The organism is Acinetobacter sp. 1124_18A (assembly GCF_052824995.1).
The window spans coordinates 251,275-271,300 of sequence record NZ_VTDF01000003.1 but is presented as its reverse complement, the minus strand read 5'-3'; the positions used below and the strand labels follow the sequence as shown (position 1 = coordinate 271,300).

Annotated in this window: 19 protein-coding genes and 1 tRNA gene; 11 read left to right on the top strand and 9 right to left on the bottom strand. The window is 40.8% G+C overall.

Annotated features, from left to right (window positions below):
- Nucleotides 1-82 precede the first annotated feature (82 nt).
- The 3 genes from FY048_RS08995 to ssb all read left to right on the top strand — a co-directional run bounded on the left by FY048_RS08995 (nt 83) and on the right by ssb (nt 3,322).
- Nucleotides 83-1,165 carry a DUF475 domain-containing protein gene (locus FY048_RS08995; protein WP_045433654.1) on the top strand — a complete coding sequence of 361 codons (1,083 nt, stop codon included), beginning with the start codon at nt 83-85 and terminating at the stop codon, nt 1,163-1,165.
- Nucleotides 1,166-1,312: 147 nt separating this feature from the next.
- Nucleotides 1,313-2,677, top strand: a complete 1,365-nt coding sequence (locus FY048_RS08990; protein ID WP_348948554.1) for an MFS transporter — start codon at nt 1,313-1,315, stop codon at nt 2,675-2,677.
- Between the two features lie 51 nt (nt 2,678-2,728).
- Nucleotides 2,729-3,322 carry a single-stranded DNA-binding protein gene (gene ssb, locus FY048_RS08985; RefSeq protein WP_004639902.1) on the top strand — a complete coding sequence of 198 codons (594 nt, stop codon included), beginning with the start codon at nt 2,729-2,731 and terminating at the stop codon, nt 3,320-3,322.
- A gap of 40 nt (nt 3,323-3,362) precedes the next feature.
- Here ssb and FY048_RS08980 read toward each other — a convergent pair whose 3' ends face one another.
- Nucleotides 3,363-3,686, bottom strand: coding sequence for an AzlD domain-containing protein (locus FY048_RS08980; protein ID WP_004639900.1), 324 nt, complete (start codon nt 3,684-3,686; stop codon nt 3,363-3,365).
- Complete coding sequence (locus FY048_RS08975; RefSeq protein WP_446090897.1) at nt 3,683-4,378, bottom strand: AzlC family ABC transporter permease; 696 nt, start codon at nt 4,376-4,378, stop codon at nt 3,683-3,685. Before FY048_RS08975 ends, FY048_RS08980 begins: the two co-directional genes overlap by 4 nt.
- Nucleotides 4,379-4,446: 68 nt before the next feature.
- Here FY048_RS08975 and FY048_RS08970 point away from each other — a divergent pair, with 68 nt between their 5' ends.
- Both FY048_RS08970 and FY048_RS08965 read left to right on the top strand, forming a co-directional pair.
- On the top strand, nt 4,447-4,995 hold the full coding sequence (locus tag FY048_RS08970) for a helix-turn-helix domain-containing protein (protein ID WP_017388639.1): 549 nt from the start codon (nt 4,447-4,449) through the stop codon (nt 4,993-4,995).
- Between the two features lie 326 nt (nt 4,996-5,321).
- The gene (locus tag FY048_RS08965) at nt 5,322-6,764 is read left to right on the top strand and encodes an amino acid permease (protein ID WP_446090896.1); all 1,443 of its coding nucleotides are present in this window, start codon (nt 5,322-5,324) and stop codon (nt 6,762-6,764) included.
- 66 nt (nt 6,765-6,830) lie between these two features.
- Here FY048_RS08965 and pdxR read toward each other — a convergent pair whose 3' ends face one another.
- Nucleotides 6,831-8,330 (bottom strand): MocR-like pyridoxine biosynthesis transcription factor PdxR, encoded by a 1,500-nt coding sequence (pdxR, locus tag FY048_RS08960; protein ID WP_446090895.1) that lies wholly within the window; start codon nt 8,328-8,330, stop codon nt 6,831-6,833.
- A gap of 154 nt (nt 8,331-8,484) precedes the next feature.
- On the opposite strand from pdxR, the gene gabT reads away from it, so the two are divergent.
- Together gabT and FY048_RS08950 are read left to right on the top strand one after the other, a co-directional pair.
- Nucleotides 8,485-9,777 carry a 4-aminobutyrate--2-oxoglutarate transaminase gene (gene gabT / locus FY048_RS08955; protein ID WP_446090894.1) on the top strand — a complete coding sequence of 431 codons (1,293 nt, stop codon included), beginning with the start codon at nt 8,485-8,487 and terminating at the stop codon, nt 9,775-9,777.
- Nucleotides 9,774-11,222 carry an NAD-dependent succinate-semialdehyde dehydrogenase gene (locus FY048_RS08950; protein WP_446090893.1) on the top strand — a complete coding sequence of 483 codons (1,449 nt, stop codon included), beginning with the start codon at nt 9,774-9,776 and terminating at the stop codon, nt 11,220-11,222. Before gabT ends, FY048_RS08950 begins: the two co-directional genes overlap by 4 nt.
- A gap of 102 nt (nt 11,223-11,324) precedes the next feature.
- Here the strand turns inward: FY048_RS08950 and FY048_RS08945 are convergent, their stop codons facing one another.
- The gene (locus tag FY048_RS08945) at nt 11,325-12,299 is read right to left on the bottom strand and encodes a LysR substrate-binding domain-containing protein (RefSeq protein WP_446090892.1); all 975 of its coding nucleotides are present in this window, start codon (nt 12,297-12,299) and stop codon (nt 11,325-11,327) included.
- Nucleotides 12,300-12,319: 20 nt separating this feature from the next.
- Nucleotides 12,320-12,946: an isochorismate family cysteine hydrolase YcaC gene (ycaC, locus tag FY048_RS08940; RefSeq protein WP_191104694.1), complete on the bottom strand. Its 627-nt coding sequence runs from the start codon at nt 12,944-12,946 to the stop codon at nt 12,320-12,322.
- Between the two features lie 277 nt (nt 12,947-13,223).
- Here ycaC and FY048_RS08935 point away from each other — a divergent pair, with 277 nt between their 5' ends.
- From FY048_RS08935 to FY048_RS08920, 4 genes are all read left to right on the top strand, one after another.
- Complete coding sequence (locus FY048_RS08935) at nt 13,224-14,090, top strand: pirin family protein (protein WP_016139912.1); 867 nt, start codon at nt 13,224-13,226, stop codon at nt 14,088-14,090.
- 445 nt (nt 14,091-14,535) lie between these two features.
- The gene (locus FY048_RS08930; protein ID WP_446090891.1) at nt 14,536-15,834 is read left to right on the top strand and encodes an FAD-dependent oxidoreductase; all 1,299 of its coding nucleotides are present in this window, start codon (nt 14,536-14,538) and stop codon (nt 15,832-15,834) included.
- Between the two features lie 4 nt (nt 15,835-15,838).
- A complete protein-coding gene (locus FY048_RS08925; RefSeq protein WP_446090890.1) occupies nt 15,839-16,684 on the top strand; it encodes an SAM-dependent methyltransferase in 846 nt (281 codons plus the stop codon).
- Entirely contained in the window at nt 16,674-17,099 is a 426-nt protein-coding gene (locus FY048_RS08920; protein ID WP_446090889.1) for a GFA family protein, read from the top strand. The genes FY048_RS08925 and FY048_RS08920 overlap by 11 nt, the downstream gene beginning before the upstream one ends.
- A gap of 228 nt (nt 17,100-17,327) precedes the next feature.
- Here the strand turns inward: FY048_RS08920 and FY048_RS08915 are convergent, their stop codons facing one another.
- The 4 genes from FY048_RS08915 to sxtP all read right to left on the bottom strand — a co-directional run bounded on the left by FY048_RS08915 (nt 17,328) and on the right by sxtP (nt 19,970).
- Nucleotides 17,328-17,711, bottom strand: a complete 384-nt coding sequence (locus FY048_RS08915) for a hypothetical protein (RefSeq protein ID WP_111855155.1) — start codon at nt 17,709-17,711, stop codon at nt 17,328-17,330.
- A gap of 478 nt (nt 17,712-18,189) precedes the next feature.
- Nucleotides 18,190-18,265: transfer RNA gene (locus tag FY048_RS08910), tRNA-Thr, on the bottom strand.
- Nucleotides 18,266-18,376: 111 nt separating this feature from the next.
- On the bottom strand, nt 18,377-18,703 hold the full coding sequence (locus FY048_RS08905) for a gamma-glutamylcyclotransferase family protein (protein WP_446090888.1): 327 nt from the start codon (nt 18,701-18,703) through the stop codon (nt 18,377-18,379).
- Between the two features lie 25 nt (nt 18,704-18,728).
- Nucleotides 18,729-19,970, bottom strand: a complete 1,242-nt coding sequence (sxtP, locus tag FY048_RS08900; RefSeq protein WP_446090887.1) for a multidrug efflux MFS transporter SxtP — start codon at nt 19,968-19,970, stop codon at nt 18,729-18,731.
- Nucleotides 19,971-20,026: the final 56 nt, after the last annotated feature.

Sequence of the window (20,026 nt, the reverse complement as noted above, 5' to 3'; positions counted from 1 at the left end):
ACATCGTTTTGTGGTTAATTATCGATATAATAGCCACGGTTTTAAGAAAGATTAAATTTAGTTCTTGGTATAGGTCTGATCCATGAAGCATTTCCGATTTTCGATATTTTTTACGGTGGTGTGTTTAGCGCTATCCGCTTATTGGGGTTTTACCCATGGACCTGAAGCAGGCGTGTCTACCATGCTTAAAGCTTTAACGATTACAGCCATTTTAGCTGTAATGGAAGTTTCTTTATCTTTTGACAATGCTGTTGTCAATGCATCGGTTCTGCGTAATTGGGATCCTTTCTGGAAAATGCTGTTTTTGACGGTGGGTATTTTAATCGCCGTTTTTGGTATGCGTTTAATTTTCCCAGTGGCGATTGTTGCCGTGACTGCGGATATGGGAATGATTGAAGTGGCTAAATTGGCACTCAACGATCCAAAAACTTATTCTGAACGTTTAATGGCCCACCACGCTGAGATTTCAGCTTTTGGTGGAACATTCCTATTATTGGTTTTCTTAAACTTCTTCTTTGATGAGGAAAAAGAAACTCATTGGTTCAGATGGCTTGAAGCTAAACTTTCTAGCTTAGCTAGCGTACCGGCAATGTCTGTTTTTATTGCTTTAATTGCGATGTTAATTATGGCAGCCAATGTTGATGAATCGCAGCGCCTTGTTGTGACTATGGCTGGTATTTGGGGCATTGTGGTTTATATCGGTGTAGAAGTATTAAGCCATATGTTAGGCGGTGAACCTGAAATTGATGAAGATGGCAACGCCATTATGAAAGATGGATCAGGCGCTGCTTCTGGTGTAGTTAAAGCGGGTATCGGTGGCTTCTTATATCTAGAAGTATTAGATGCATCTTTTAGTTTTGACGGTGTGATAGGTGCATTTGCAATTACCAGCGATGTTGTCGTGATTATGCTTGGTCTTGCAATTGGTGCTATTTTTGTCCGTTCAATGACAGTTTATCTTGTTGAAAAAGGCACGTTAGATGCTTATGTGTTCTTAGAACATGGTGCACATTATGCAATTGGTGCTTTAGCATTCATTATGATTGCAAGTGGTACAGGCGTACATGTACCGGAAGTGGTAACAGGTTTAATTGGTGTAGCATTTATTGTTTGGGCTGTATTTGCTTCAATTCAATATAGTAAACGCCATTCACATTCGTCTTAAGTTAATTTTCAGTAAAGATGTTTAGAATAAAGAGGCTAAATGCCTCTTTATTTTTTTAAGCTGAAATCGTTAATTTAAATAAGGCGTCCCGTATTTTTAGAAACGAATCGGCTTATAATTTGCCTAGTTTGATAAACGTGTATTGATATGATGAATGCTTTGGAACGTCGCTCAACTTTTGCCTTAAGTAGTATTTTTGCGCTACGCATGTTGGGTTTGTTCATGATTATTCCTGTCTTTTCTGTAGTCGGGCAGTCATATCAATATGCGACTCCAGCACTCATTGGTTTGGCTGTGGGTGTCTATGGTTTAAGTCAGGCGATTTTACAGATTCCATTTAGCTTACTTGCTGACCGTTTTAGCCGGAAACCTCTTGTGGTGCTTGGCTTATTACTCTTTGCTATTGGCGGTGCAATTGCCGGTTTATCTGACACGATTTATGGCGTGATTATTGGCCGTGCCATAGCAGGTGCGGGTGCAGTTTCAGCAGTCGTGATGGCGCTTTTAGCCGATGTGACGCGTGAAGAGCAGCGCACTAAAGCCATGGCTGCCATGGGCATGAGTATTGGTCTGTCTTTTGTGGTGGCTTTTAGTCTTGGACCTTGGCTCACAAGCCTTGTCGGCATTTCTGGTTTGTTCTTTGTCACGACCATTATGGGCTTAATCGCGATTTTGATGCTCTTGCTTGTACCTAAAGTGACTCGTCATCATCGTAATTATCAGCAAGGCTATATGGCGCAGCTTAAGCAAGTCATTCAAATGGGTGACTTAAACCGTTTGCATGTCTCGGTTTTTGCACTGCACTTACTGCTTACCGCCATGTTTATTTATGTGCCTTCACAGCTCATTGAGTTTGCACATATTCCTTTAGCAAGTCATGGTCTGGTGTATCTGCCGCTGTTAGTAATTAGTCTGTTCTTTGCATTTCCAAGCATTATCGTGGCTGAAAAATATCGCAAAATGCGAGGAATTTTCTTAACTGCAATTACAGGGATTATTGCAGGTTTACTGTTACTCATATTTGGTTATCAATCAAAATATGTATTACTCGCAGGCCTAGGTATTTTCTTTATTGCCTTTAATGTGATGGAAGCATTATTGCCATCGTGGTTATCAAAATGTGCTCCAATCCAGTCAAAAGCGACTGCTATGGGTGTAAATGCCAGTAGTCAGTTTTTAGGTGCTTTTTTTGGTGGCACACTAGGTGGTCAATTATTGATGTTACATAATACTGCGATTGGATGGAGTGTCTTAACAGGGATTGCTATAATATGGTTGCTAATTAGTTTTGGTTTAGCTCAGCCGCGGTATTTGTCATCTATTGTGTTGCCATTGCCGCAAGTGCAACAGGTGAATGAGTGGACCACACAGCTATTGGCAATTCGTGGTATAGAAGAAGTTGTGGTGATGCCTGACCAGCAAGTTGCTTATATTAAAGTCGATAAACAGACTCTTGATGAGGCTGCGCGACGTGATTTAACGCAGTTGTTCGGTAAAGAGGTAGCCATTTAAGCATAACTCTTATAAAGTAAAACATAGAAATGTATAGGATGAAGACAGCTAATGCGTGGTGTAAATAAGGTTATTTTGGTTGGTACTTTGGGTCGTGATCCTGAAACAAAAACCTTTCCAAATGGGGGTTCGTTGACTCAATTTTCAATCGCGACAAGTGAAGCTTGGACCGATAAAACTTCAGGTGAACGTAAAGAACAAACAGAATGGCACCGTATTGTTTTGCATAACCGTTTAGGGGAAATTGCTCAGCAGTTCTTACGTAAAGGTTCTAAGGTTTATATTGAAGGTTCATTACGCACGCGTCAGTGGACTGATCAAAATGGTCAAGAGCGCTATACAACAGAAATTCGTGGCGAACAGATGCAAATGTTAGATGGGCGTCAACAAGGTGAACAAGGGTTCGCTGGCGGTAATGATTTTAATCAACCACGTTTTAACGCACCTCAACAAGGTGGTAATGGTTATCAAAATAATAATAACCAAGGTGGTGGTTATAACCAAAATAGTGGTGGCGGCTATGGCAGCAACCCAGCTGGTTTTGGTAATGGTGGCAACAGCCCGCAAGGTGGTGGCTTTGCTCCTAAAGCACCACAGCAACCAGCTTCTGCACCAGCAGATTTAGACGATGATTTACCGTTCTAATCAAAGTTTCGAAAAAGGCGAGTATATCTCGCCTTTTTTATTACTCAATTCCAAGCAAACGTAACAGTGCTGTACCAGCGGCTGCCAAGCAAATTACCAATAACAGCGGTACTTTTTTCCAAACTAATAAAAGCGCAAATCCAACACCCAATATACGCGCGAATCCCGCAAAATCTTGGCCTTCAAAAAATGTCGTCGTGACCGCAATCGCACAGAGCAAAACAGTTGCGCCGTTTGACAATAAAACTTGGTATTTTTCAGAAAAAGTAAACTTGGCACCTAAGTGAAAACCAGCAAAACGAATCCCATATGTTCCAAGTGCTAGCAAGCCTATGCCCAAAATAATCAGTAATTGTTGACTCATTTTTTTCTACCAAATATCAAGCCAAAAAGTGAAATCAGAATGGGAAGTCCTGAGGCCAAAAAAGGTGTGGTAATCAGTGCCAAAGTTGATCCAGAAAATGCAGCTTTTCGAGTAGATTTATTCTTTAAAGCATTAAAAGTAAGTGCAATTAAAATGGCAGGGAAAATGGCATCTAGACCAAATGTTTTTGGGTCTGGAATAGCAGTTCCAATAAAATAACCCGCCGTTACACCGAGAGGCCAACTCAGCATAATGCCTATACCACACAACCAATAAGCGGCTTTTTTAGTCTCGAAATCAGGCTGTGCCATGCCAAACAAAACGCTTTCATCGTTCATGATATGGGCCCCGAAATATCGAGAGAATTTACCTCTGATTAATTCATTGACCGCAATCCCAAAAGGTAAATGCCGTAAATTGACGAGTAGTCCTGCAATTGCAGCAGCAATTGGGCTACCACCTACTGCTAAAAAACCAATAAAGATAAATTCAGCAGTTCCTGCGAGCACAAATATGGATAGGCAAAGCGGGATCCAGAGCGCTAAGCCATAACTTGCAGCCAGTGAACCTAAAGACATACCAACGACACTCGTCGCTAGACACACAAAGAAAATCGAGCGGGTAGTATCTTTACTAAGTTTCTTAATGAGAGTGTATGTGGTCATAGCATGATATAACGAACGATTTTCCATTATAATGAATAAGTCTGATTGTTTTGTCAAAACGAACGATCGTTTTTTTTATAGAACGGATGTGGTGGATGTCTCAGCCAATTGAAATTATTGCTAAAGGTTTAAACCGTGAACGCCAAAGAGCGGGGCTTTCTTTGGCAGAGGTTGCTCGTCGTGCAGGCGTTGCCAAATCTACACTTTCACAATTAGAGGCAGGGCAAGGTAACCCAAGCATTGAAACCTTATGGGCACTTTGTGTTGCACTAAATATTCCTTTTGCGCGTTTGATGGAAGAGCCAAGCAATCAGGTGCAAGTGATTCGTTGTGGAGATGGCCCAACCGTTAGCTCTGAAATTGCCAATTACAAAGCGATTTTGTTGGCGACTTGCCCGCCACATGCGCGTCGAGATGTTTATTTACTGATTGTTGAACCGGGTGAAGACCGTCTTTCAGAGCCACACCCCGTTGGTTCTGTGGAGCATATTATTGTGGTGGAAGGTAAGGCTCTGGTTGGTCTAATTGATGAGGCCGTTGAGCTCGGCGTTGGAGATTACATTTGTTACCCTGCCGATCAAAAACATATATTTAGAGCTTTAGAAAAAGGTACGAAAGCTTTATTAATTTCTGAGCAAAACTAAATAATTCCAATCTAATTAATATAAAACTTATTCATTTTTAAAATAAAAACTAAAAACCATTTCCCTACATGCAATCTAAAAAGAGCCAATTTTGCGTATAAATTTTGCAATTGGCTCTCTCTTTTATTACAAAAATGGCTCTCGTTTCTTCAGGGCCGAAACGACAAATTAAAGCCATTGGAAGTATGCATACGGAAGCGCCGGATAAGCTCAGTGAATTTTCTGTTTTAGGAATTGGGCAAAACGGCTAAATTTTTAGGGGATATAGTTGGCTTCGGAGGATTTCCGAGATTGGCCGATATCCTCCATATATTAAGGAAAATGATATGGCAGCTCATCAAAATGGTTCTGAAGCCAATCACTCCCAAAGTTTAAAACATGGACTTAAATCACGCCACCTAACGATGATCTCAATTGCAGGGGTTATTGGTGGTTCTCTATTCGTGGGCTCAGGTAGCATTATTTACAATACGGGCCCTGTTGTTTTTCTAACTTACGCTTTGGGTGGTCTGCTCGTTTGGTTCATCATGCGGATGTTAGGCGAGATGGCCGTTTTAAACCCAGACAGTGGCTCTTTCTCAACTTATGCAGACCGCGCGATTGGTCGTTGGGCAGGCTTTTCAATTGGCTGGTTGTACTGGTGTACTCTCGCAATGCTCATGGGATGGGAAGCCTATGTGGCAGGTAAAATTCTAAACAATTGGTTCCCATTTATACCAATCTGGGCCTATATGGTCGTGGTCATTGTCGCATTGGTCGCAGTCAATTTACAAAACGTGAAAAATTATGGTGAATTCGAGTTCTGGTTCGCCCTTATCAAAGTTATCGCGATTGTTATTTTCCTTGTGATTGGTAGTTTGGCCATCATGCATTTATGGCCGTGGGGTAATCCGGCTGCTTCTGGTATTAGTAACTTAACCTCTCAAGGCTTTATGCCAAATGGAGGATCATCCGTCATTACCGCCTTGCTTGGGGTCATGTTTGCCTATATTGGCGCTGAAATTGTTACTGTAGCGGCGGCAGAATCGGCAAATCCCTCTAAAGAAATTCGTAAAGCTTCTAACTCAGTGGTTTGGCGAATTATTTTGTTCTATGTGGGATCAATGTTTGTCGCGGTATGCTTAATTCCTCACAACAATGAACTTTTGAAAGATTCGACTTGGGGAACCTATAGCGTAACGTTAAGTGCACTTGGTATTCCGGGGGCTCGCCATATTGTGAATTTTGTGGTGTTAACGTCGGTGTGTAGCTGTTTTAACTCAGCACTTTACACGTGTTCACGTATGTTGTTCTCTTTAGCTAAACGTGGTGATGCGCCGAAAAGTTTTGGTTCTGTGAACAGTAAAAGCAGCCCGTGGGTTGGTGTGATTGTTTCATGCTTTTTCTCTGTGATTGCCGTGATTTTAACTGCAACCAAGAGTATGGATGTTTATGACTTTTTCATGCTAACGACGGGTGCGGCAACATTGTATGTGTACCTGACCATTGCTTACTCTCAACTTCGCATGCGTAAAAAACTAGAAGCTGAAGGGGTGAAAATTGACTTTAAAATGTGGATGTTCCCTTATCTGACTTATGTGGTGATCTTTGCAATTATTGGGGCAATTCTCATCATGCTGATTGAAGGCACATATTTCAAAGAAGTGATTTACACCACAGCATTGTTCGGCATTATTGTGTTCTTCGGAATATTGTCGGAAAAACTGGGTTGGGGTAAAGAGCGTAGAACAACTCATCTTACTCATACTCAAGAAGAAAAGTTAGTTTAATATTTTAGAAACCAAAAGAGCCTCTTTATGAGGCTCTTTTTTATTCAGTATGATGAGATTAAAGAATTAATTCAGGGTTGATACACCTGCCTCACGTAAGCACTGGAGTAGCACACCAAAAGCCATCACCATGTCTTTTTCATTGACGCAGGCAAAGCCCATGAGCAAACCACGTTGCGCGTGGGCATGTGATTGCATGTAATACTGTGAAAGTGGGCGAACTTTGACACCACGTTCAAGTGCAGTGGCTGCAATCGCGACATCATCGCAAGAGTTTGGTAGTTTTAAAACCAGATGTAACCCTGCTGCTTCATCGTATTCGTGGATGAATTCAGGCCCTAGGTAGCGTTTAATCAGGCTCACCAAGTAATCACGCCGTTTGCCATAGAGCAGACGCATACGACGAATATGAGCTTCATAATGGCCTTCACGAATAAATTCTGCTAGGGCCTTTTGCTCAAGCAAATGTCCACCACGATACAGTTCAGCTGCCACAATACGTAGCGGTGAAAAGAGCGGCTTAGGCACTACCAGATAGCCAATTCTTAAAGATGGATAAATGGTTTTACTAAACGTGCCCATGTACAGCACAGGTGCATCATTTTCTAAACCTTGTAAAGACGGATACGGTTGGCCTGAGAAACGGAACTCACTGTCGTAATCATCTTCTACAATCCAGCTATTGTGCTGGCGGGCAATCTCAATCAATTTGCGTCGACGATCTAGGCTTAAATGCGAACCCAGCGGATATTGGTGCGATGGTGTGACAAAAATTAATTTGGGTGGTTTTGCTGGATTTTCTTCGGGAATAATACCTTCGGCATCGACTGGCATGGGTTGAATATCTACGCCATTAATACGTAGCATGTTGCGCATTCCCCAATAGCCCGGATCTTCAATCCAGATGCGATCACCAATATCGCTAAGTGCACGCGAAACTAAGTCAATCGCTTGGTGAATACCTTCGGTAATAATAATCTGGTCAGCATCGCACTGGACTGAACGTGCAACGCGTAAATAGTCTGCCAACGCACTTCGAAGCTCAATACATCCACCCGCATTGCTGTAAATTAAGCGGGTAATGTCAGGCTCTCGGCTTAGGCGGGCCTGAATGCGACTAAAAATATGATGTGGAAACTCAGTTACGTCGGGCGCTCCTGGCACAAAAGCTCCCCATTGGTGTGGCGAGGCTGCGGCATAGCCTAATAAGTTTGAGCCACGGTTGGAGAGCGTATAAGAGTTTTGAACTTTTGGACTTGAAGCTGCTTTTTTCTTATTTTGTGTATTTAAAAAACTCTCTGGTAATTTTTCGGCAACCCACGTGCCATGGCCTGTACGAGCCTCTAAATAGCCTTCAGCCTGTAGTTGTTCGTAGGCGGTAAGAACTGTATTTCTCGAAACATGAATTTCACTGGCTAAGTCACGTGAAGCGGGCAAGCGTGTTTTAGGCTGAATGACGCCATCAATAATGGCGCCACGCAGACAACGGAAAAGGCGCTGATGTAGTTTACCTTCGGTGTCCTGTTGGAGCCGTTGTAATAAATGATCTCCAAGCAAACTACGCAATTGGCTCTCTCCTACAGTTAAAAAATGGCTCTCGTCAGTTGCCGCCAGACGAGCGAAATTACATGCATAGGCAGTCGTTGTAAAGCACCCTGAAAATTAAGCACAGGATGTAAGACCAAAGCTGCAACTGATGATGAAAATATGAGGGAATCAAATGGATAATCAACATTCTGCACTTAACACACGTAAACAGCAAGCAACTCCACGTGGTGTAGGCGTGATGTGTCAGTGGTATGCGGAAAAAGCTGAAAACGCGACGCTTTGGGACAAGGAAGGCAACCAATTTATCGACTTTGCTGGTGGTATTGCGGTTTTAAATACAGGCCATCGCCACCCTAAAGTCATTGCAGCGGTGACTGAACAACTCACTAAATTTACTCATACTGCCTATCAAGTAACACCTTATGAAAGCTATGTGGCTTTAGCTGAGCGTATTAATGAGCGTGCGCCAATTGCGGGTCCTGCGAAGTCAGCTTTTTTCACTACAGGCGCAGAAGCAGTTGAAAATGCTGTGAAGATTGCTCGTTGTTATACAGGCCGTCACGGCATTATCACTTTTGGTAATGGTTTCCACGGTCGTTCATTTATGACCATGGCAATGACAGGTAAAACTGCACCTTACAAACGTGATTTCGGTGTTATGCCAGCGGGTGTGTTCCACGCACGTTACCCTGTGCCTGCTAAAGGTATTTCTGTAGACGCGGCAATTGAAAGCGTTGAAGATATTTTCAGTGAAGATATTGCACCACACGATGTTGCAGCAATCGTACTTGAACCAGTACAAGGTGAGGGTGGCTTTCATGTTGTACCAGCTGAGTTCTTAAAACGTTTACGTTCAATTTGTGACAAGCACGGTATTTTATTGGTTGCTGACGAAGTGCAATCAGGTTTTGCCCGTACTGGTAAATTGTTTGCGATGAACCATTTCGAGACTAAAGCAGACCTCATCACTATGGCGAAAAGCTTAGGTGGTGGTTTCCCAATTTCAGGTGTTGTTGGTCGTGCAGAAGTCATGGATGCACCAAACCCAGGTGGACTAGGCGGTACTTACGCAGGTAGCCCGATTGCGGTTGCTGCTGCGCACGCGGTTATTGATGCGATTGAAGAAGAAAACTTATGTGAACGTGCAAATGAACTAGGTGCTGAGTTAGTTGTTGCACTTAAAGATATTCAACAAGCAACAGGCGACATAGTAACTGATATTCGTGCATTAGGTTCAATGGTTGCAGTAGAGCTTGAAACGGCTGAGCAAGCAAAAGTTGTACAAAACTATGCAATGGAAAACGGGTTGTTACTTCTTACTTGTGGTAAATACGGTAATGTAATTCGTTTCCTATATCCATTAACCATTCCTGCTGAGCAATTCCGTCAAGGCCTTGATATCCTGAAACAAGGTTTTGCGACACTCAAAGCAGGTAGTGCAAAAGCGATGGAGCAATCTGCATGATTCAAAATAATTTGCAGTATTTATTAAAACATCCTGATATTTCATTAGAAGCACCTGCATCAAATGACTATATCGAGGTGAATGATGCTGCTACGGGTGAAACTTTGGCATGGGTGAAAACCTATGACCGCGCAGGGGTTGAAGCCGCAATTAATCGTTCAGCAAAAGCGCAGGCCGCTTGGAAAAAGCAAACTGCCTTGGCTCGTGCTGATGTGTTATTGGCATGGTACAACCTCATGCTTGAGCACAAAGAAAATATTGCTCAGATTTTAACGGCTGAGCAAGGTAAACCATTGGCAGAAGCACGTGGTGAAATTGGTTATGCAGCATCATTCATTCGTTGGTTTGCAGAGCAAGCCCGCCGTGTTGATGGTGAAGTCTTAACACCTACTTTACCGAACCAACGTTTGCTCGTGATTAAACAAGCGATTGGGGTAACTGCTGCGATTACGCCGTGGAACTTCCCAGCTGCCATGATTACGCGTAAAGCAGGTCCGGCAATTGCTGCGGGTTGTTCAATGTTGGTTAAACCAGCAGAACAAACGCCGTTAACAGCATATGCCCTTGAAGTATTGGCATTACAGGCAGGCTTACCAGCAGATGTTTTAATTAACATTAGTGGTGATGCGGTTGAAGTGGGTAAAACCCTATGCGAAAGCGATATTGTTCGTAAGTTAAGCTTCACGGGTTCAACCCAAGTGGGTCGTATCTTGATGCAACAATGTGCGCCAACCATTAAGAAACTTTCACTTGAACTTGGTGGTAATGCACCAGTTGTGGTATTTGACGACGCTAATCTTGAGCAAGCTGTTCAGGGCATTATGGCAAGTAAATATCGCAACAGTGGTCAGACTTGTGTTTGCGCTAATCGTATTTATGTTCAAGACGGTATTTACGATGCGTTGGCAGACCGTTTGGTTGAAGCCGTGTCTAAATTGAAAGTTGGTGACGGACGTCAAGAGGGTTCAACTCAAGGACCTTTAATTGATGAAGATGCAGTTGCAAAAGTTCAGTCTCATATTGCAGATGCAACCGAGAAAGGCGCGACAGTTCGTATTGGTGGTCAACGCTCGGCACTTGGCGGTACATTTTTTGAACCGACTGTGTTAACTGGCGTAACGCAAGACATGAAAGTATCTAAAGAAGAAACTTTTGGTCCACTTGCACCACTGTTCCGCTTTAAAACTGAAGATGAAGCAGTGGCAATGGCGAACGATACTGAGTTTGGTTTAGCTGCTTATTTGTTTACTCAAAGCACAGCTCGTCAATGGCGAGTGGGTGAAGCACTTGAGTACGGTATGGTCGGCATTAACACGGGCGCAATTTCAAATGAAGTTGCTCCGTTTGGTGGCGTAAAACAGTCAGGTCTAGGCCGTGAAGGTTCAAAATTCGGCATCGAAGAATATGTTGAAATGAAATACCTCTGCGTAGACTTATCTGAGTAAGGAACAAAGCGAGTTCGTTTTGTTCTGAACGAAAACATGCAGTTATGCTGTATGTGATGTTTCACAAAAACCGGTCATGCCCATTCATGACCGGTTTTCTATTTAAGTTGACAGATATCCTTCATGGCTTTCCGGTAAACGTCTGAGTTCTTCAATCAGTGTTTCAATGAGTTTCTCGACCACAAGGCGTTGGCCTTTTCTAGATACATAAACCAGTTGTAGCATGCCTATATTCGACTTCCAGTCAGGAAGAATATGAACAAGTGTGCCTTTACGAATTTCAGATTCGACAGTTAAAAAGGGAAGGTCGGCAATGCCTAACCCGTCCATCACTGCATAGTAAACACCTGCCAAGTCATTACTTTTTATTCGTGGTTGATAAGGCACATCAACCGATTCACCATTTCGAATATTACATAAATGCCAAACAGGGTTTTGTTTTTGAGTGCCTAAGCTAATACTTGGAAAGTCTTGTAGCTCAGAATGATTTTGGATTACTCGGCCTTGAAGTAATTCAGGCGAAGCCACTAGACAGTGATCGGTTTTAATCACATCACGAACAATTAAATTCGAATCTTCATTGGGTTCAAAATTGGTCCGAATCGCGAGGTCGATATCATCATGCAAAATGTCAACTCGACGGCTCGTCAGCTCGAGTGCAATCTCAACTTTTGGATAGATTTTTAAAAACTGATTTAAAATTTTTCTAATTTGAAAATGCATCATTAAAGGTGGGCAGCTTACTTTTACTAACCCTTGAGGTTCACTTTTTTGCTTTAACAAAACGTTTTCTGCGCATTCAACTTGAGCTATAACCTTGCAGCATTCTTCATAGAACTCTTGGCCTAAATCGGTCACTTTAAAATGGCGAGTTGTTCTTTGAATCAGGCTGACATTAAATTTATTTTCAAGGTCAATAATACGTCGGCTGAGCTTAGATTTACTAATATTCTCAGCTTCACTGGCCGCACTAAAGCCGCCATGCTTTACGACTAAATAGAAATAATAAAAATCATCAAAAGAGCTTATCAATGTCAGATCAATCCATTTAAATTTAAGATTAGAGCGCTTAAGCACTCTAATCTAGGCAATAGAACTTATTTTTGCGATGTATTAAAGCTATAGCTGGTCATCAGGTTACGATAATCAGGAATATGATTTGAGAAGAGTGCACCTAGACCTTCCACATCATTACGCCAATCACGGTGTAACTCACATGCCATACCGAACCAAGTCATAAGCTGAGCGCCTGCTTTTGACATACGGTCCCAAGCAGCATCACGTGTTAATTCATTGAAAGTACCAGAAGCATCGGTAATCACAAACACTTCAAAACCTTCAGCGAGTGCAGATAAAGCTGGGAATGCCACACAAACCTCAGTGACCACACCAGCAATAATCAGTTGTTTTTTACCTGTCGCTTTAACCGCTTTTACGAAGTCTTCATTGTCCCATGCATTGATTTGACCAGGACGTGGAATAAATGGCGTATCTGGAAAAAGCTCTTTTAATTCTGGAACTAAAGGGCCGTTTGGACCGTTTTCAAAACTCGTAGTAAGAATAGTCGGTAAATTGAAATATTTCGCAGCATCTGCAAGTGCTAATACATTATTTTTAAATTTATCTGGATCGATATCTCGAACTAAAGAAAGTAAACCTGCTTGGTGGTCAACTAAAAGAACCGCAGCATTATCCTTGTCTAAACGCACGTAATCTTGAGCCATTTTTATTTCCTCGTGTTATCAAAATGAATAATTAAAAATTATTAAGTTAGGTCATCATTGCCTAAAATTATGCTAATTGAGTTTTATGTCGTGATTAAGTCTAAAAAATAGGATTAAGAATTTTAAAAATAGGACGATCTTAAAAAGAGCACCTCAAACTTTATGATTGTCTCATAGATGAAATAATGTGTTGCTAATCCTGATCTATAAACTGCAATTATTGAGGCGTAAAATCAATCCCAGTTCAAGAAAATCCTACATATATAGGAGAGATCAGATGAAGAAATTTCTTGGTGCATATCAAAATAACCAGATGCATTGGGTGGGTGATGGTTTCCCTGTATATAACCTATTCTCTTATGACCGTTTAGGCCAAACCCTAAGCCCATTTTTGTTACTAGATTATGCAGCGCCTTATACTTTCTCGCCAACCAACGAACAGCAAGGTGTAGGTTCGCATCCACACCGTGGCTTTGAAACAGTGACAATCGCCTACCAAGGTGAAGTGACTCATAAAGACTCGAGCGGTGGCGGCGGAACCATTAAAACTGGTGACGTGCAATGGATGACTGCGGGTGCAGGCGTGTTACATGAAGAGTTCCATTCTCCTGAATTTGCAGAGCATGGTGGTCTTTTTGAAATGGTGCAATTGTGGGTAAATTTACCTGCTCATTCAAAAATGACACCTGGAAAATATCAAGCAATTGAAGCCAAAGATATTCCAGACATTGCACTAGACGAGCATGGTAGCCATTTGCGGGTGATTGCTGGTGAATATGCAGATGCAAAAGGTGCTGCAACTACATTTAGTCCATTAAATGTGTGGGACGGTAAATTGGCTAAAGGTCAAAAACATACCCTCTATGTACCTGAAGGTCACACCACGCTTGTTGTGGTATTAGATGGTGCAGTTGTGGTCAATGATGCGAATCGTCTTGAGGGTAAAACCGTTGCGATTTTGTCTCGTGAGGGTGTTGAGTTTAGCTTAAATGCAGAAGAAGACACTAAATTCTTAGTGTTGACTGGTCAACCACTTAACGAGCCAATCGAAGGTTATGGTCCATTCGTAATGAATACCAAAGCCGAAATTATGGAAGCGATTAATGATTTTAATCGTGGAAAATTCGGTTCACTCATGCAATAAGCATAAATTGTTTAATTGCGCTTAATTCGCTATTAAAGCAAAGTAATAAAAAGCCCGCTATCAAGTGTGAATAGCGGGCTTTTTCGCTGTAAAGGTTCTGTTTTTATGATGGTTTTCATTGTTGTTTCGGCATTGTTTTGTGTGATTTGGTTCTCATTATTGTGGCTCTATGATATCTCAAAAAAAGGCAGTTGTAAAACAGATGATATAAATATAGTTAAATTATCTTATTTTATTTAAAAGATTTTTTTTAAATTTATAAAAAATATCAGTTTTTATATGGCTGTATTTTTTTGTAAAAAAATATAAAAAATTAGCCGACTCAGTAGTTAAAAATTTTCTATATAAATTGATGCAAAAAATAAAAATCTGGTAGTTTTTAATACGGTGTTTTTTTAGGGTATGAGTGATAATCAAAAAAATTCTCTAAAAATGGGACATCATTTTGAATATCGCAATTATTGGCAGTGGAATGGCAGGTCTTGCGGCAGCAAGAATTCTGAAAGATGCAGGACATACGATCACGATATTTGAAGCACTTCCTGGCCGGGGAATGGATAGCCATAGTGTTGAGTTCGATGGTGGAATTATTGATGCACCATTGCGTGTGATGAATCCACATTTGTGGAAAAACACGCTCAGCCTTGCTGCTCATTTAGGTATTAAAACCTTTCCGGTTCGTACTTATATGTCATGTAGCTGGTTATTTGAAGACCGTACTGAAACATGGTTAACCACATCTCGTAGCCGTATTGGTAATTTCCCGATTATCAATAACCGTAAAGGCATCCAGCAATATGGCTGGCGCCTTGTGAAAGGGATGTTGCAATTAAAAACTGCAATCCACCAGTTTTTCAAATCTAAAAATCAAGATATTACTCTCGCTGAATTTATTAATCAGAACGATATCGAAGAAGTATTTTGGCATGGCGTTGTAATGCCGGTGCTCTATACCATTTGTACGTGTAATCCAAAAACAATTGGCGACTGGCCTGCAAAAAACTTACTTGAGTTTTTACGTCACTTAACTGATGGCGACATGCTATTGCGCATGAAAGGTGGCACACCTGCATTTGTAGACAGCTTAATTAAAGATATCGACATTCATAGCGGATCAGCGATTAAGAACGTTGAATTACAAGGCGAAAAAGTACTGGTTGAAAACAGCCAAGGTGAAAAGAACCTATTTGATCGAGTGATTGTTGCAACGCCAACGTCTAAAATTGATGAGTTTTTAAACCCTGAACAATTTGCTGAAGATATGAATTTGCTTAAGCAATTCCGTTTTGAGCAAGGTGATCTTGTCATTCATACAGATGCAACAGTAATGCCGCCACGCCGTAAAGACTGGTCAGTGCTGAGCTATATGATGGATCGTAAGTTTACGCGTCAGCAATTCACAGTTTGGATGAATGCGGTTGAGCCTACGCTTGTAGGCAAAAATCCAGTGTTCCAGACTTGGCGTCCGGTGACTGATATTGACCCTAAAAAAATCATTTCAAAAGTGACCTTAACGCGTGCAGTCGTTGACTCACAAACAATTGCTCTAAATAAAGAATTGCAACAACGCCATTTAGACTTAAACCGTAAAGTATTTTACTGTGGTTCATGGTCTTGTGATGGTTTACCAATTTTAGAGTCAGCAGTTACTTCCGCGATGCATATTGCTGAAATTTTAGGTGCACCTTTACCATTTGTAGGTTTAAAGCCTCAGGTCGAAGTTGCCCCAGAACTCGGTTACTAAAATTGTGAAAATAAAAGTCCGAGTGGCTCTTTCTCGACTTATTCCCCATAAATATGCAATTGATGCATCAAGTTTGGGAGATGATGAAGAGCTTGCTTGGACAAATTTGGGTTTTTGGAAAAATACCCAAAACTACCGTGAAGCTTGTTGCCAATTGGCAGATCATTTGGCACAAGCTGTCAATTTAAATTCAAAAGATCATCTCTTAGATTTAGGGTGTGGGCGAGGCGCAAGTTTGTTGCACTGGTTACAGCACTATCAACCCAAAAGCCTTAGTGCAGTTGACCTACAAGCTGAATGCGTTAATAAAATTCAAAGACTTATCCCCGAAATAAGCCAGATTTTTTGTGGTTCATTTTTAAATTTAAAACAATTTGAATTTAAACAACGCTTCGATGCTGTCTTGTGTATCGATGCGGCTTATCACAGCAATTTAAATTCATTTCTAGATTCAGTCACTCCAGTTTTAAATTCAAAAGGCCGATTAGGTTTTCATTATTTAATGCGTGCCGACTCATGTCAAAACATGACCGTCTTGCAAGAACAAAAGCATCGTTATTTACTCAAAGCAGCGAATATCGCTTGGGATGCTGTACCAACTGAAGAAATACTAAGAACGACTTTAGAACAACAAGGTTTTGCCAATATCCAAATTGAAGATTTATCCGAGCCTGTATTACTCGGTTTTTCGCAGTATATTCAAAATCAGCAAAGACAAAATCAAAGCCGAGGATTGGCAAATTTTAAAATTCAAATGACTGCAAAGTTATGCCAACAACTCTACCAAAATGGCTATGTACGTTATATTCAAATTACAGCAATAAAAAATAGGATGAGCCATGTCAGCTAAGTATCAAGGATCGTGTTTATGTGGAGCTGTGAGCTACCAAAGCGAAGCAGAGCCACGCTATAGTTTTAATTGCCATTGTCGAGATTGCCAGAAGGCAACAGGTTCGGCATATGCACCAATTGCTTTTTTTCACCAATCTGAATTGAAAGTGAATGGTGAACTTAAATATTTTGAGACTTTAGGATCTTCTGGCCGACCTATTAAACGAGCGTTTTGCCCGGCTTGTGGTTCTCAACTTTTTGGCTTACCTGAAATTGCCGCTGAAATGATTTCAATACGTGCAGGTACGCTTGATGACCCGAGTCTCTATCAGCCTAGAGCAGAAGTGTTTGTGAGCCAAGCCTATGCTTGGGATACGTTGAACCCAAACCTTAGACATTTTGAAAAAATGATAGAGAAGAAGAAAGAAGGATAGAGGCATTCTGACAAGCTCGTACGCTTTTTCTTACATACATTCGGGAAATTGGCGTCTTTTTAGAACTCTATAAATTACCTATCATGAACTCATCAGGAACAGGAAGTTCCGAAACGTAAAACAACAACAATAAGTTTAAGCATCAGGATGTGAGGTATTACAGGAAGTGTACTTAGTAACGAAATACGAAAAAAGCCCAACAGGATGTTGGGCTTTTTTCATTTTGTATTAATAAATTTGTTTGCCACCTAATGCTGTGCAATCAACTGGTGTATTCCATTTCACGGCAGTACCTGTAAGTACAGGACGTACAATACGCCACGGCCAGAAACCAAATCTTTGGCTTTGATGATAATTAATCACTACATCTGCACCGTATTTACGAGCAATGATCGCTAATTTAGGTTTTACTTCTTCAAAACCACCATAGGTTCCTTTTGCAGCTTTAATACGTTTAATAGATTTATAGTGCTCTGCTGAAGGAGTACCCTCAATTAAGCAAATAGGTGGAATTGTAGTAGTTTGCATCTGAGGTTGAGATGTAGTGTCTTGAGCATATGTTGTTAAAGGCAACGTTAGAAATAAAGCAGGTAAAATAAAACGAAGTTTCATACTTTTCCGTATTGGTATCTTAATGAATTAAAGTTTATAAAATAGGTCTTATTCATATGACCTTATTTGGTGGCGCATTATAATCGTATCTTTTTAATATTTCTTATTTTTATCTTATATTTTTTAATAAATTAGCAGCATCATGTTTCACTTTTAAAAGAATAAATTCGTTTTAGAAATTTATTTTGAAGCTTAAGTTTATAATAAATATTTATCAAATTTAAAAGAACAGAGTTTTAGACAAGAGCTTTTTATCGAAAAGATATTCTTTAAAATATTATTAATATGTTTTGCTGTAAAACTATAGCGAAAGCAAAAGAAATGGTTATTGAATTAGAGAAATATGAAAAATAATTTGAAGGGTGTAGATCAATAGTTCTGCACTCAATTTTTTGGTAATAATTATAAATTTTTAAGTATTTCAAAACCTACAGACAACAAAAAACCCCATAAATCAAATATTTATGAGGTTTAATGATGGTGCCGACACACGGATTCGAACTGTGGACCTACTGATTACAAGTCAGTTGCTCTACCAACTGAGCTATGTCGGCGACGTGGAATGAATTTTACAGTTTCTTTAAAAAAATACAAGCCAAAAAATGACCACTTAAATTTTTTCTATCAATTTTTAAATGTTTATGTGCTTGAGCGTTAGAAATAACTTAAGACTTCAACACATAAATAAAAGAATCAACATGTTCTCCACTATTTAAAGTGACCTGTACAGGTACTCTTTCATATTCTTCGCCTTCAAAGTCATCAAGTAATTTCCAGTTTGCATTTAAATGTTCTGAGCTAAAAACAAAACCTTGAACTTGATTGATACTTTCATCAAGCACAATTCCCGGATAGCCTAAATCTGCTCCCCAACCTTCATTATGTAAGGTTCCGTTGACCCAACCTTCTGCCCATTGTCCGCCAATATTTTCAAGTATATGGGCATTAAGACGACCTGGGCCTAAAGTGCCATAAACAAATAAACTCGACATGTGATTTTCCTTTATTTAAAAATTATTAAGCTTTTGCGTGTGATGTATAAACCACTAAAAATATTCCAAGTAACGACAGCACAACGGTTAAGACTACAATCGCACCCCAGCCGCCGTGTAACCAGAACCAGCCACCTGCTGAGCCGACAATACTTGAACCCATGTAGTAAAACAGTAAGTACAGAGAACTGGCGTGGGCTTTGGCTTGTTTGCTTTCAGCACCAACGGAACTACTGGTGAGTGAGTGGGTAATAAAGAAACCCGTGGTAATAAATGCAATGCCAATAATAATGCCGAATAGTGAGCTGAGTAGTGTCATGAGGCTACCCACAATCATTAAGGCAAAGCCGCTCATCATCATGGTTTTTTTACCGAAGCGATCGGCTAATGTACCTGCTAATGATGAAGACACCATACCAAAGCTATATGACAGAAAAATAAGGCTAATTTGAGTCTGACTCAGCGAATAAGGCGCTCCACTTAAACGGAAAGTAGCGTAGTTAAACAAGGTCACAAACACACTCGTGAGCAAGAAACCAATGGCAAACAGGCGTAATAATTTAGTATTACTTAAATGGGTCCGCCACATTTGCAGGTGAAAATCTAAATTTAAACCTTTTTTCTGTACAAAATTACGCGAAGCAGGAAGTAAATTCAAAAAGGCAATTGAGCAAATAAAACAGATTGCGCCAAGTAAGCCTAAAGCAGTTCGCCAAGAAAAATACTCAATCAAAATACCCATGCCGACACGGCCCATCATTCCACCAAAGGCCGTACCTGCAATATACAAACCCATGGTTTTACCCAAGTGTTCAGGTGCGATTTCTTCGGCAATCCAAGCCATAGTTACGGCTGGTACACCGCCAAGCAATAGACCTTCTAGTGCTCGTGCTATGAGTAAGCTGTGCCAGTTAGGTGTAAACATAGCCACAATATTAAGAATAGCTGCACACAGCATTGAGCTGAAGATGACACCACGACGACCAATTGCCTGTGAAAAAGCGCTAGATAGCACAATTGAAATAGCTAAAAGGGCAGTCGTTAATGACAAAGCTAAAGAGCTACTCGCAGGGCTAATCTGGAAGCTTTGGCTAAATGCTGGCAGGAGCGGTTGTACGCAATAAATCAGAGAGAAACTGGCAAAGCCTACCAAGAATAAAGCGAAACCTGCATGTTTATAGGCTTTAGTCCCTTTGTGAATCCATTCGCGGGAAAGAACAGAAGTTGCCTCAGTGCTTAAGGTACTGGGTGTAGATGAAGAGCTCATATCATGACCATGACAGAAAAGAAGTGCAGTGCTGTAGAAGCGGTGCTGCATCGAGA